Consider the following 12884-nt stretch of genomic DNA (forward strand, 5'->3'; position numbering starts at 1 on the left):
CGAAGGGGCACACCACCCAGTGCGCCCCTCGTCTCCCAGCTAATCGCGGTACTGCAACATCAACCGCCCACCAAACTCAAACAGTAGAAACCTCAAGCCTCCAGTTGCTCCAGCACCTTCCCCTTGGTTTCAATCCCAAGAAAGTGCACCGCCACCGCCGCAAGAAACGGCACGGCCGCGAGGATATAAAACGCCACTTGCAGATTCCCACCGATCATCGTCTTCGACACGATAGCCGGCGCGAAGATCGCCGCCACCTTCAACCACGCGCCGCCGACGCCGCAGCCCATCGCGCGGATACTCGTCGGATACAGCTCCGGCGTGTACACATAAGCCGTGATGAATCCGCAAGCCAGGAAGCCCAACGAGAACGCGAAGCACGTCGCCACGACATACACCGACGAATCGTGGAGCACACCTGCCAGCAGCAGCGAAATCGCACACGCCACGAACGACAGATTGATAATCGGCTTACGTCCCACCTTGTCGACCAGCAACGCGCAAGTCAACGAACCCACCACGCCCAGCACCGAAGCCGCCACCGCCAGATTCAACGCGAGTTGCAGCGGCGCGTGATAAATCGTGCGGTAGATCGTCGGCAGCCACGTCGAAAGACCGTATTGAATAAAGCCGCAAGTGATCCACAACATCGCCACGGCCAGCGTGCGCTTCAGATACGCGGGACCGAACAGGTCGCCCATGCGGCGCTTCGGATGACGATTGGCCATCGCTTCGAATTCAGCCGACTGCGTGACCGGCGGAAGCGGACCTTTGACCGCGCGTTCGAACGCATGCACCGCCACATCCGCGTCGGCCATCCGCTCACGTTCAGCGAGCCAGCGCGGCGATTCCGGCACGAGCTTGCGCAGCACGAAGAACAGGATCAACGGCATGCCGCCGATAAAGTACATGGCTTGCCAGCCGAAGCGCGGCACGATCCACGCACCCAACGCATTCGAAGCGAGCAGGCCGACCGGGAAAACGATTTCATACAACAGCACGAAACGGCCACGGCCATGCGCACGGCTGATCTCGTTGATGTACGTCGCGGCCACCGGCAATTCGCCACCAAGCCCAAGCCCCTGAATCACGCGCAACACGACGAACGCCGCGAACGTCGGCGCAAAACCGCACGCAATGCTGGTGATGCCGATGATCCCCGAACTCAGCGCGATCGCCTTTACGCGGCCCTTGCGCTCCGCATACCACGGAAAAACGAACGCGCCGATCAGTTGTCCGACCGAACCGGAGCCGATCAGAAAGCCGATTTCCCACGGCGTCAGATGCCACTTCGCGATCAGGATCGGCAACGTGGCCGCGATCGCGATCACATCGAAGCCGTCGAAGAACGTCGCGAGACCGATCAGTATGCGCGCGCGCACCTGCATCGCATTCTTGGGCAAGCGCTCCAGACGCGCGATGATCGAGCCCCGGGTCACAGGGCCTGAGACACCGGCGCTGCTGCGGTCCCCCATGGTGTTGTCGATGGTTCTCATGCCGTTGTGCCGTCCGTAGATGTGGTTAGGCAAGCGCCGTTGAGGCGTCGGTCAGGGTGGCAAGGTCGATGGTCCGGCCTTGGTTCATCCATTTGCGCGACAGTTTCAGTTCGCGCGGCGTATTGATGGCGATCACGCCGCGAATCGCGCCGTCTTCCAGATGGAACAGCGTGGCGCGTTTGCCCCGCAAGTCGCCGCGCACGGCCAGTTGTGCATCGCCTGGAATGTCGCCGAGAATCTGCAGGTTCACGTCGTACTGATCGGACCAGAACCACGGAATATCCGCATACGGTTCGAAGGTGCCGAGCAATGCCTTCGCGACGGCAATCGCCTGGTTCTGCGCATTGGCCCACGATTCGAGCCGCACGCGGCGCTTGAGCCACGCGCTCGGATGGTTGGCGACGTCGCCGCACGCGAAAATGCGCGGGTCGTCCGTGGCGCCGAAATGATCGACCACGATGCCGTCTTCCACCTTCACGCCTGCGGCTTGCGCCAACGCCGTGTGCGGCGTGAGACCGATGCCGGCCACCGCGAAATCGGCGTCGAGCGTCGAGCCGTCCGCGAACGTGGCGCGAATGCGATTGGCGTCGTGCGGATGATCTTCGAGCGCGGTGAGCGAAGCGTTCAAACGCACGTCGACGCCGTTCGAGCGATGCAGGTCGAGCAGGAAACCAGACACCATCGGCGGCAACGACCGTGCGCACAGACGCGGCGCACCTTCCACCACCGTGGCTTCGACGCCGAGCTTGCGCGCCGTGGCCGCGACTTCGAGGCCGATCCAGCCGCCGCCCACCACCAGCACGCGCTTGCTGGCACGCAGGCGTTCACCCAAAGCAACGGCTTCATCGAGCGTACGCAAGTAGGCAATGTGCGAGGTCTTTAGAAGCGCCTCCGGCAACTTGCGCGCCGCACCGCCCGTCGCGATCACCAGACGGTCGTATTGCACTTCGCGGCCCGACTGCGTGCGCACGATGCGCTGCTCGCGATCGATCGAAGTCGCGCAATCCGGCTGCCAGGCTTCGACGTTCAGCGCATCGAAGTCGTCGGGCTTCACGAGCCGCACGGTGTCGATATCCGCTTCGCCCGCCAGCACCGCTTTCGAGAGCGGCGGACGTTCATACGGCAGATGGACTTCGTCGGCGATCATCACGAGGCGGCCGTCGAAGCCTTCCTTGCGCAAGGTCTTCACGACCCAACCGGCCGCCTGGCCGCCGCCGATCACGACGATCGTGCGCGGTGCTTCGAGGCCGGCATGGGCGGCTTGCGCCTTTGCAGCAGCAGCGTCCGTCATTTTTTCTGCTCCGTCATGAACTTGCCTTCCGGCGCCTTGGCGTTTTTCTGGCGCCGTGTATTGCCGTCGATGCCGCCGTCGATCGCCCATTCGGCGAACACGGTCGGGCCCGGTTCGAAATCGCGCGGCTGCCAGTCGGGCGTGAGCTGGTCTTCGTCGGCGTAATACTCGATCAGGCCGCCCGCCGGGTTCTGGAAGTACCAGAAGTAAGCCGACGACACCGGATGACGCCCCGGCCCGAGTTGCGTGTCCCAGCCGCAGCGGCTGATATGCATGCCGCCGCCGAACACTTCGTGGATATCGCGCACGGTGAACGCGACGTGATTCAGGCCGCGCTTACCGTTGGGCAAAGCCAGCAGAAAAATGTCGTGATGGCCGCCGTGCGGCGCGCAGCGCATGAACGCGCCACGGCCCGGATAACGGTCGGACATTTCGAAGCCGAGCAGTTCCTGATAGAACTTTTCCTGTTCGGCGAGACGGTTCGTGAAGAACACCACGTGGCCCACTTCGACCGGCTCGGCGCGCTCGTAAATCGGCGACGGCTGATCGACGCGCAACGTTTGGCCCCACACGTTCGACGGCGAACCGTGAATGTCGAGCGCGCGCTTGCGGGTCACTTCGACGCGAATCGCCATGCCGTTCGGGTCGATGCAGCCGACGGCGTCGTCGGTTTCGAAATGGCCCGGCTGACTTGCGAAGCGCCCGCGCAATTCGTCGAGTTCGGCTTTCGTGGCCACGCCCCACGTTACTTCGCGCAGCGTCGGGCCTTCTTCGAACGCGGGTGGCAACGAGGGATCGTCAGCGTTCACAACGAGAATCGTGCACCCGTTCAGCGTTTCGAAGCGCGCCTGCGTTTCATCGTGCGCGACTTCCTTTAAGCCCCAGTCCGCGAAAAAGCGGCGACAGGTGGCGAGATCTGTCACGCCGTAAATAATCTGTTCAATGCCGAGAATCGTCATAACGTGCCTCTTGCGTATCTTGCGTATTAATTCGCCCACGCCAGCGGCGCGTCGTTCAAGCCCCAGTAGAGGCTCTTCTGTTGCATGTATTCGCGGATGCCGAGCCGGCCTTTCTCGCGTCCCATGCCGCTCTCTTTCCAGCCGCTGAACGGCGTCGAGATCGAGAACAGCTTGTAGGTGTTGATCCAGATGGTGCCGGCTTCCAGTGCGCGTGCGATCCGGTATGCGCGCTTGTAATCGCGCGTCCAGATGCCGGCGGCGAGGCCGAACACACTGTTGTTCGCTTCTTTCAGCAGCGAGGCTTCGTCGTCGAACGGCATCGCCACCAGCACCGGGCCGAAGATTTCTGCCTGGCAGATACGGGCGTTGTTGGTCAGGCCTTCGAGAATCGTCGGCTGGAAGTAGGTGCCTGCTTCGCGGCCATCGCCGACCGGGCGTTCGCCGCCGCACAGCAGGCGGCCGCCCTCTTCCAGGCCCAGCGCGACATAACGTTCGACGGTTTCGCGATGCGCCGCCGTAATCAGCGGACCCATCTGCGTTTGCTCACGCGACGGATCGCCGACACGCAGTTTGCGCGCGCCTTCCGCGAGACGCTTCATGAACGCGTCGTAGATCGAGCGCTGCACGAACAGGCGCGAACCCGCGATGCACGCTTCGCCCGACGAACTGAAAATGCCGTACAGCACGCCGTTGACCGCATGATCGAGATCGGCGTCGTCGAAGACGATGGTCGGCGACTTGCCGCCAAGCTCCAGAGACACCGGCATCAACTTGTCCGCCGCGATGCGCGCGATGCCGCGGCCCACTTCGGTGCCGCCCGTGAACGACACCTTCTTCACCAGCGGATGACGCACCAGCACGTCGCCGATTACGGAGCCTTTTCCGGGCAACACGCTCAGAACGCCCTTCGGCACACCGGCTTCTTCGCAAATGCGCGCCAATGCCAATGACACCAAAGGCGTCACTTCAGCCGGCTTCAACACGACTGCGTTGCCGCCTGCGAGCGCCGGCGCGAGCTTCTGCGCGTCGGAAGCAATCGGCGAATTCCACGGCGTAATCGCGGCGATCACGCCGATCGGTTCGTAAATGCTCATCGTCAGATAGTCGCCGCGCGAGGGCGTGACTTCTTCGTCGAGCGTTTCGAGGCACGCCGCGAAATAGCGGAACGTGTTCGCGGCGCTTGCCACCAGCACGCGAGTTTCGCCGATCGGCTTGCCGTTATCGCGGCGCTGCAGTTGCGCGAGCGCTTCGTGGCGCGCCATGATCAGATCGGCGATGCGGTACAGAATCAGCGCGCGTTGATGCGGCTTCAGACCCGACCAGTCGGCGCGGCGCCATGCGATATCCGCCGCTTCCACGGCGTCGCGGGCGTCGTCGGCATTGGCCGTCGAGATTTCCATGTTGACCGACTGATCCGCCGGATACAGGCTTTTGTACGGGTTGCCACGCCCTTGCCGCCATTCGCCGCCGATGAAAATATCGCCAGTGGGCACGAGGCTGGTATCGAAGTGAGTCATGTCGGTCATTCCGGTTTGCTTCAGCTAATCAACTGGGGCTTAAATCACGCAGCGCGCCGCGCGATTGCGTAGCGCACGCATCGCGCTGTACGCGGTCAGTGCGGACGTCTTGGGGTTATCCGGCAGCGGCTTGCCGCACATTTCCAACGACATCTCGCCGAATGCGCCGCGTGCCACGATGCGGTGCACGTTGCGCGTCACGTTCGGATCGGCGATCAGTCGAACCGTGGTGTGGTCCAGACCGAGGCCGGCCAGCGCGATCGTCGCGGCCACGTTGGCGTTCTTCGGATAGAGCCGGGCCGCTTCGCGCGCGCTGCCTTCGAAGATCACCTTCTCTTCATTCAGCGTGTGCAGATCGCAGAACTGTTCCGCCGGCGTGCCGAGCCAACCCGTGGGCGGCTTGCGGCCGGTGTACAGCACTTCGTCGAGACCGCCGAGCTTGGCCGCGGCCAGCGCATCCACGCCGCCAATCGCGCCGGAGAGCAGCGTCAACGTGGCGTCGCCTTCATCGGCGGCTGCCGAGAGTGCGTCGAGCAGCAGCATGTCGGACAGCGCGCCGATGGATGCGACCGCGCAGTCCGTGCCGGCCTTCAGCAACGGAACCACGTGATCGACCAGTGCGCTATGTCCCGCGCATTCCAGCGCGAAATGCGGCTGGCTGCTCAACGCGGACACGGAGGCCACGACATCCACCGAGTCGCCCACTACTTCACGCACCGAAGCCATGTGACGTTCCGGCACGATCACGTGCGACACGCGCACCGTCGGATCGGCGGCGACCGAGCGATACACCGCCTGGCCGATCGCGCCGAAGCCGATCATCGCGACGTCGACGGGTGCGTGATGCCCCGCGTAGCCCGCGTCACGCATGTTCCGGCTCCTGTTCCTTGACCGGCGGCCCCGCGAACGCGGTAGCGAACGAGCCGACCGACAGCATGTCCACTTCGACCAGCACCGGACCCGTCTTCGCCATACCTTCGCGAATGATCGCGTCGGCCTGGTCGAGCGATTTGATGCGGTAGTGCGTGAGCTTCAGGCTTTCGCAGAACTGCGCGAAATCCGGCTGATGCAGATCGACGTAGCAGCGGCGGCCACCGTATTGCGCGTCCTGAATGTTGCGGATCACGCCGTAGCACTGGTCGTTCATCAGCACGATCATCACGTTGGCGTTTTCCTGCACGGCCGTCGCGAGTTCGCCGACGTTGACCATCAGGCCGCCGTCACCGACGAGGCACACGGTCTTCGCCGCGCTACCCGCGAGCGCCGCGCCGATGCCCATCTGCATGCCTTGGCCGATGCCGCCGCCGAGCGCGTGAACACCTGCACGCGGCGAGAAAATCTTCAGCATGCGGTTGCCCCACGTGCTGTTCGAGATCGTGACGTCGCGCACCCAGTTGTAGTCGCGGCCCACCGCCGACTGCAGCGCGTCGACGAGACGCTTGTACGGGCCGAGGCCCTTGCCCACATCGGCGACGGCGCTTTCGCGCGCGGCAGCGAGATCCTGCGCGAAAGTCGGGTCGACCTTCAGACGACCTTCGAGCAGCGTTGCAAGTTCTTCGAGTACCGAAGATGCATCGCCGTGAATGAACATCTCGTTGCGATAGCCGCGGTTATCGGCGAGCGCGTCGGCGTCGATGCGATACAACGGTTGCGGCAACGCGAGCTTGTACTTCAGCGTTTCATTGCCACGCAGACGCGAACCGACCACCACCAGCGCGTCGCACGTCTTGTAGAAGCTCTCGACCGCCGTGTGCACATTGAACGCGCCGAGCGTGGCCGGATGATCTTCCGGCAGCACGCCACGGCCTTGCACGCTGGTCACGACGCCGAAGCCCAGCGCCACCAGACGCTCGACCGCCTGGGTCGCGTGACGCGTGCCGCCGCCCAGCCACAGCAACGGGCGCTTGGCCGTCGCCAATGAATCGGCGAGTTGCGCGACGCGCTGCTTGCAATGCGTGAGCGTCGTGATGTGCGGCGCGGCCAGATCGGCGGGCCATTCGACTTCGGCGGCCTGAATGTCGATCGGAATCTCGACGCTCACCGGACCGCTCGGCGCGGTTTGCGCGACACGCACGGCTTCGCGGATAGTCGGCAGCGCCGTTTCAACGGAACGCACGCGAAACGCGGCCTTCGAGATCGACGACAGCATCGACAGTTGGTCCGGTGCTTCGTGGATATACGCGAGGTCCTGATCGAGGTATTCGGTTTCGATCTGGCCCGTGACGTGCAGCAGCGCGGTGCCGGCGGTCAATGCTTCGACCATCGCGCCCGCTGCGTTGCCCGCCGCGGTGCCCGTGCTGGTGAATGCAACGCCGAGGCCGCCGGAGACGCGCGCGAGGCCATCAGCCATGTTCACCGCGCCGGCTTCGCCGCGCGCGCCGACATAGCGGATCTTGCCGCGGTTATGGATCGCGTCGAGGATCGGCATGTTGTGGATCGAGATCACGCCGAATGCGGTTTGAACGCCGCATTGCTCGAGAAAGGCGGCGATCAGTTCGCCAATGGTGGTTTTGTTAGACATGTCGTGCAACGCCTCCAGAAACATCGATATGACTGCCCGTCGTATAGGACGACAGCGTCGTAGCCAGATAAAAGAGCGCTTGAGCGGCTTCTTCGGGGCGACCGAAGCGGCCTAGCGGAATGTTTTTCTTGCGCGCCAGCTCGGCCGTCCAGTCTTCCCAGCTCTGGCCCGGCTGCGCTTCTTTTGCGTAACGGCGGCGCCATTGACCCGATTCGACGATGCCGATCAGAATCGAATTGACGCGGATGCGCTGCGGCGCGAGTTCCACCGCGAGCGACTTGAGCAGGTTCTGCACGCCGGCGCGCGCCGACGAAGTCGCCACCATGTGCGGCTCGGGTTGCAACGCCAGCAGCGAGTTGACGCAGACCACTGAAGCGCTTCTGTTCACCCCAGCCGCGTCGCGCAGCATCGGCAGAAATGCGCGGGTCGGGCGAATCACGCTGAAGTACTTCAGGTCGAGTTCTTCGCGCCAGGCGTCGTCGGTGGTGTCGGCGAAAGTCGACACGCGGCCCTGGCCAGCGTTGTTCACCAGCATGTCGGTGCGGCCGAAGCGCGTCTGCACCGCTTCTGCGAAAGCCTTCACGTCGTCGGCGTCGAGTACGTCGCAGCGGCGGGCAAGCAACTGCGCGTTCGGAAACTGCGCGTTCAGCGCGGCTTCCGCTTGCGCGAGACGTTCGGTGTCGCGGCCGCAAATCGCGACCGAGGCACCCGCCCGCAGAAACATCTCGGCGGTCGCGAGGCCGATGCCGGACGAACCGCCCGTCACCACCGCTACCTGTCCGGTCAAGTCGATTTGGATCATCAGAGTCCCAATGCCTTCATGTAATTGCTGCCCGCCTTCGGGCCACCCTTCGGCCGATAGTTGAGCCGCTGCGAAAGTTCGTCGGCCGCGCGGCGGACCTTGTCGATCAGGCCGCTGTCGAGCAGCGACGCGTCGATCTCGTGGCGCGGAATCGTCGTCGTGATCACGGCGACGATGCGGCCCGTGTCGTTGCGCACCGGCGCGCTCACCACCGAAATGCCGCGCTCGAACGACGACTCGCTGATCGCGAATCCGCGCTTCGCATCGTCGCGAATCCGTTCGTACAGATCGTCTACGGTGACCGGCGTCTGCTTCGTGTAGCGCTCGAGTTCCGGCTCGGGATAAAGCTTCTTCAACTCGTCGAGCGTCATGTCGCCCATCAGCACCTGGCCATGCGTCGTGGCATAGGCCGGCAGACGCGTGCCCACGTTGACCTTCACCGAGCTGAAAATCGGCGCATGGCTTTGTGCCTTGGCGACGAACACGACGTCACGTCCATCGCGAATCACGATGTGACTCGTGAGGCCCGTTTCCGTACGCAGCGCCTCGATAATCGGCAGACCGAGGTCGGTCAATTCGAGCGAGCTCAGATATTCGAAACCGAGCCGCAGCACCGCGACGCCGAGGCGATAGTTGCGGTCCTTGTCGGCACGCTCGAGAAAGCCGAGCGATTCGAGCGTTTGCAGCAGACGGAACACCGTCGTGCGAGGAATCTTCAGGCGCTTGGATAATTCCGGTGCGCCGAGAACCGGTTCGCGCGGCGAGAACTCCGTGAGAATCTTCAGACCGCGTTCGAGACCCGGCACCCGGTAGGCGGTGTCGCCGTTGCTGTCGTTGCCGGGGTCGTTGCGGACTTCGTCCGCGTCGCGCTCGGCGTTAATTGTGTCGGGCGTGTCGGGCGTCATTCATTGGCTCCGTTGTCCGTCGCTCGAGCGACAGAACGTGTCGATGATCGCGGTGTACGCGGCGGGTGCTTCGATATAGCCGGCGTGCCCCGCGCGCGGCACGACCTGCAATTGGGTGCCCGCGGCCAATGCGAGTCGCTCGCAGGCTTCGGGCGTCGTAATGGTGTCGTCGGCGCCGACGGCCACGTTGATGCGGCCTGTGTAGCGCGCGAGGTCGCCGGCGAGATCGGCGTTGGCGAGCAGATGCGTGGCCTGCGTATAGCCGTGCGGGATCACGCGCGACATGTTCCAGCGCACCCATGCGCGCGCTTCGCCGCTTGCGTGAGCGGACAACATATTGGCGCTGCGTTTTTCGGCGAGGCCTTGCGGACCGAGTTCCTTCAGCATCGCGAGACGCTGATCGCGCTTCGTATTGCGTACTTCAGCCGACGCAGCGCCGTAGCCACCAGCCGGCGACAACAGCAGCAAACCAGCCACACGCTGCGGATGCGTCACGGCAAACGCGCCGGCAATAATCGCGCCGAGCGAATGGCCAAGCAGCACGCACCGTTCGATGCCGAGCGCGTCGAGCCACTCGTTCAATATGCTTGCGTAATCACTCGCCACCGGCGATTCAGCCGCGACCGGCGTGGATGCGCCATAACCCGGCGCATCCCACGCCAGCAAGCGGCGCGTCGCGCCGAGTCCTTCGAACTGCTGCACCCACGAAGCCGCGCCCGAACCGATACCGTGCAGCAACACGAGCGGCAGCGCGCTGTTGTCGGCGCTATCCACTTCGCGATAGCTCACCGCGCGTTGCGAGGCCAGCCAGATCTGCTGCGCCGGAAAGCGCGCGAGGCGGGCTTCGAGCGTGGCGTGCTGATCGGCGCTATCGGTGATAGAGGACGGGACTGCGGACATGATTTCCTTCGCGGGTGTTTTGAAACCGGTACGACGGCTTAGCGCTTGAGCTTGGCCAGCGGCGAATCCGGCGGATACGTCGGCGTAATGGGCTTCGGCGAACCGAGCATCACGCACATCAACGCGTCTTCTTCGCCGACGTTGATTTCCGTGCGATACACGCCCGGCGGCACCGAGATCAGATCACGCTCGCCGAGGACCGCTTCCCACGTTTCGCCGTCTTTCTCGCAGATCACTTTCATCTTGCCGCGCAGCACGAAGAAGATTTCTTCGACATCCATATGAATATGACTCGGGCCGATGTTGCCGGCCGGGATCACCATCGTCGAGAACGTGAAGCCGCCTGCGGGCACCGTGTTCATGTCTTTCGCGACGCCCGTGCCGCCAGTGCCGACATAACGCATTTGCGCACGGCGATACTTCGGGTCGTAGTCGGCCTGGAACTTCAACGCGTCCCAGTCATAGCGACGCGTTTCCAGGCGCGCGACGCGAGTGTCCAGCCATTGGGCAAAGCTCGCGTCCGCGGGTTGGTCCCACGATTTGCGTTCGATATCGGCGTCCGCCATCTCTTTCTCCTTTTGATTCGACAAGGTCAATTCATCACGAAGCCGCCGTTGACCGGCAGCAATTGGCCGGTCACGAAGCGAGCGGCATCGGATAACAGGAACAGCACCGGCCCGGTGACGTCGTCGGGCACTTGTGCGCGCGTGAGCGCGCGGCCTTGCAAGTAATACTCGTGACGCTCGTCGGGCACGTACGCGGTCGCCTCGACTTCGGTCAGCCCCGGCGCGATCGCGTTGACCGTCACCTGATGCGCGCCGAATTCACGCGCCAGCGAGCGGGTCATCGAAATCACCGCGCCCTTGCTGGCGACATAAGCGAGCAGCTTCGGCGCGCCCCACATCGCCGTGTCCGAGGCGATGTTGACGATGCTGCCGCGGCCCGAGTCGCGCAGATACGGCAGCGCGGCGGTGCTCATCAGCCAGGTGCCGCGCACGTTGACGTTCATCACGGCGTCCCACGTATCGACAGACAACTCGTCGGCAAACTTGCCGCCTGAGTTGGTGATCGCCGCGTTGTTGATCAGGGCGTCGAGACCGCCGAGCTGCGCCGCGCCTTGCTCCGCAAATTGCTTGATGCTCGCGGGATCGGCGAGATCGAGCGGTACGTAAGTGACCGCATGACCTTGTTCGACGAGCGATGCGGCGAGCGCCTTGCCTTCTTCGTGCAGCACGTCGCCGAACACCACGCGCGCGCCGGCCTGCACCAGCGAGCGGACGAAGGCCGCGCCGAGACCACGCGCGCCGCCCGTCACGAGGACGCGCCGGCCGATGAGCGCTGCGGACGCGTCGTTATGCATGGCTGTGGCCTGCATCCGCCGTTTGCGCGGCGCCTGACTTCGCGGCTTCAGCGCGATGTGCTTCCAGCGCGGCGAAGTCCTGCTGTGCACGCTGACGCAACATGCGGCGCACCCGCGTCATGCCGACGTCGTGCTGATACAGGAACTCGTGATTGCGCGCGTTCGGCGCCATGCTTTCCAGCACGTAGCGGTCTTGCTCCAGCACCGCCCAATGCAGACCTTCCAGGCGGTTGCGGTACAGGAAACGCCATGCGTCGCGTTGCCAGCCCGACACCTTGCGGGTGCGCCAGAAGTAGACCTGACAGTTGTCGCCGTCGACCGGCGTCGCAAAGCCGATGATCCCGAAGTTGCCGCCGGGTCCGAACTTCTTCTTGTAGGGAATCGCGAGGCGCATCCACAGCGTGCCGGTTTCGCCGAGTTCCACCCAGTCGAAGTTCACGTCGCGCTGGCCGACCTTTTCGAACATCAGTCCGGTTTCGGTCTTGCGCACGCGCATGTCGGCCTGCTTGTCGCCTTCGGCCATCGAGTGCGAGGTCGCGTGCAGATACGCGCCGTGCATCGGGTCCATCACGTTGTCGATCGCGTACTGGTAATTGCACTTCCAGTTCGACATGCACAGGAAGCTCGCGTATTCCTCGCCAACCAGCTCTTCCGGCAACACCAGCGGCGTCGGTTCCTTATGCGCTTCGTCGCCGAACCACAGGAAGATCGCGCCGGCATGCTCTTCGACCGGATATGACTTGACGCATTTCTGGCCTTCCAGCGGGCAGTTCGACACGGCCGGCACTTTGGTGACTTCGCCGCTGCCATCGATTTCAATGCCGTGATACCAGCACGCGACACTGCCGCCGAGGTTCCAGCCGAGCGACAGACGCGCGCCGCGGTGCGGGCAGCGGTCTTCGAGCGCGTGGACTTTGCCTTCCTTGTCGCGCCACAGCACGATCTGGTCGCCGAGGCGCGTGATGCCGACTGGCGCGTCGCCGACTTGCCAGCTCGGCGCAACGGGATACCAGTAGTTACGCAGGCCTTTGTCCAGATACGACTGGATCGGGTCAGCCGCGCCTTGAGTTGTATTGGGGGACGTCATGAAGAGACTCCGGATACGGATGCGATGAACGTGTTCGGGAAAGCGC

The 12884-nt window shown here is 63.8% G+C and carries 12 protein-coding genes; all 12 read right to left on the minus strand.

Annotated elements, in window-relative coordinates:
- Positions 1-92: 92 nt before the first annotated feature.
- From P0D73_RS09840 to P0D73_RS09895, 12 genes are read right to left on the minus strand one after another with little or no spacing between them, the layout of a single operon-like run.
- On the minus strand, positions 93-1496 hold the full coding sequence (locus tag P0D73_RS09840) for an MFS transporter (protein ID WP_408431190.1): 1404 nt from the start codon (positions 1494-1496) through the stop codon (positions 93-95).
- A gap of 25 nt (positions 1497-1521) precedes the next feature.
- Positions 1522-2787, minus strand: coding sequence for an NAD(P)/FAD-dependent oxidoreductase (locus P0D73_RS09845; protein ID WP_408431192.1), 1266 nt, complete (start codon positions 2785-2787; stop codon positions 1522-1524).
- On the minus strand, positions 2784-3746 hold the full coding sequence (locus P0D73_RS09850) for a VOC family protein (protein WP_132379247.1): 963 nt from the start codon (positions 3744-3746) through the stop codon (positions 2784-2786). Before P0D73_RS09850 ends, P0D73_RS09845 begins: the two co-directional genes overlap by 4 nt.
- 26 nt (positions 3747-3772) lie before the next feature.
- Entirely contained in the window at positions 3773-5263 is a 1491-nt protein-coding gene (locus P0D73_RS09855) for an aldehyde dehydrogenase (RefSeq protein ID WP_408286354.1), read from the minus strand.
- 39 nt (positions 5264-5302) lie between these two features.
- Positions 5303-6133, minus strand: a complete 831-nt coding sequence (locus P0D73_RS09860; RefSeq protein WP_408431194.1) for an aspartate dehydrogenase — start codon at positions 6131-6133, stop codon at positions 5303-5305.
- Positions 6126-7784: a thiamine pyrophosphate-binding protein gene (locus tag P0D73_RS09865; protein WP_408177554.1), complete on the minus strand. Its 1659-nt coding sequence runs from the start codon at positions 7782-7784 to the stop codon at positions 6126-6128. The genes P0D73_RS09860 and P0D73_RS09865 overlap by 8 nt, the downstream gene beginning before the upstream one ends.
- Positions 7777-8586: an SDR family oxidoreductase gene (locus P0D73_RS09870; RefSeq protein ID WP_408431196.1), complete on the minus strand. Its 810-nt coding sequence runs from the start codon at positions 8584-8586 to the stop codon at positions 7777-7779. Before P0D73_RS09870 ends, P0D73_RS09865 begins: the two co-directional genes overlap by 8 nt.
- Positions 8586-9491, minus strand: a complete 906-nt coding sequence (locus tag P0D73_RS09875) for an IclR family transcriptional regulator (protein ID WP_408431198.1) — start codon at positions 9489-9491, stop codon at positions 8586-8588. The genes P0D73_RS09870 and P0D73_RS09875 overlap by 1 nt, the downstream gene beginning before the upstream one ends.
- On the minus strand, positions 9492-10391 hold the full coding sequence (locus tag P0D73_RS09880; protein ID WP_408431200.1) for an alpha/beta fold hydrolase: 900 nt from the start codon (positions 10389-10391) through the stop codon (positions 9492-9494). It lies immediately after the preceding gene.
- A gap of 38 nt (positions 10392-10429) precedes the next feature.
- Positions 10430-10957: a cupin domain-containing protein gene (locus P0D73_RS09885; protein ID WP_408177558.1), complete on the minus strand. Its 528-nt coding sequence runs from the start codon at positions 10955-10957 to the stop codon at positions 10430-10432.
- Positions 10958-10983: 26 nt separating this feature from the next.
- On the minus strand, positions 10984-11751 hold the full coding sequence (locus P0D73_RS09890; protein WP_408431202.1) for an SDR family oxidoreductase: 768 nt from the start codon (positions 11749-11751) through the stop codon (positions 10984-10986).
- Entirely contained in the window at positions 11744-12838 is a 1095-nt protein-coding gene (locus P0D73_RS09895; protein ID WP_132379261.1) for an aromatic ring-hydroxylating dioxygenase subunit alpha, read from the minus strand. The genes P0D73_RS09890 and P0D73_RS09895 overlap by 8 nt, the downstream gene beginning before the upstream one ends.
- Between the last annotated feature and the right edge of the window lie 46 nt (positions 12839-12884).

The organism is Paraburkholderia sp. RL18-101-BIB-B, from assembly GCF_046026985.1.
Lineage (GTDB): Bacteria > Pseudomonadota > Gammaproteobacteria > Burkholderiales > Burkholderiaceae > Paraburkholderia.

What these genes read in the sequence shown, in the direction of transcription:
- P0D73_RS09840 (WP_408431190.1), bottom strand. Translation starts at nt 1,496, where the DNA reads ATGAGAACCATCGACAACACCATGGGGGACCGCAGCAGCGCCGGTGTC.
- P0D73_RS09845 (WP_408431192.1), bottom strand. Translation starts at nt 2,787, where the DNA reads ATGACGGACGCTGCTGCTGCAAAGGCGCAAGCCGCCCATGCCGGCCTC.
- P0D73_RS09850 (WP_132379247.1), bottom strand. Translation starts at nt 3,746, where the DNA reads ATGACGATTCTCGGCATTGAACAGATTATTTACGGCGTGACAGATCTC.
- P0D73_RS09855 (WP_408286354.1), bottom strand. Translation starts at nt 5,263, where the DNA reads ATGACTCACTTCGATACCAGCCTCGTGCCCACTGGCGATATTTTCATC.
- P0D73_RS09860 (WP_408431194.1), bottom strand. Translation starts at nt 6,133, where the DNA reads ATGCGTGACGCGGGCTACGCGGGGCATCACGCACCCGTCGACGTCGCG.
- P0D73_RS09865 (WP_408177554.1), bottom strand. Translation starts at nt 7,784, where the DNA reads ATGTCTAACAAAACCACCATTGGCGAACTGATCGCCGCCTTTCTCGAG.
- P0D73_RS09870 (WP_408431196.1), bottom strand. Translation starts at nt 8,586, where the DNA reads ATGATCCAAATCGACTTGACCGGACAGGTAGCGGTGGTGACGGGCGGT.
- P0D73_RS09875 (WP_408431198.1), bottom strand. Translation starts at nt 9,491, where the DNA reads ATGACGCCCGACACGCCCGACACAATTAACGCCGAGCGCGACGCGGAC.
- P0D73_RS09880 (WP_408431200.1), bottom strand. Translation starts at nt 10,391, where the DNA reads ATGTCCGCAGTCCCGTCCTCTATCACCGATAGCGCCGATCAGCACGCC.
- P0D73_RS09885 (WP_408177558.1), bottom strand. Translation starts at nt 10,957, where the DNA reads ATGGCGGACGCCGATATCGAACGCAAATCGTGGGACCAACCCGCGGAC.
- P0D73_RS09890 (WP_408431202.1), bottom strand. Translation starts at nt 11,751, where the DNA reads ATGCATAACGACGCGTCCGCAGCGCTCATCGGCCGGCGCGTCCTCGTG.
- P0D73_RS09895 (WP_132379261.1), bottom strand. Translation starts at nt 12,838, where the DNA reads ATGACGTCCCCCAATACAACTCAAGGCGCGGCTGACCCGATCCAGTCG.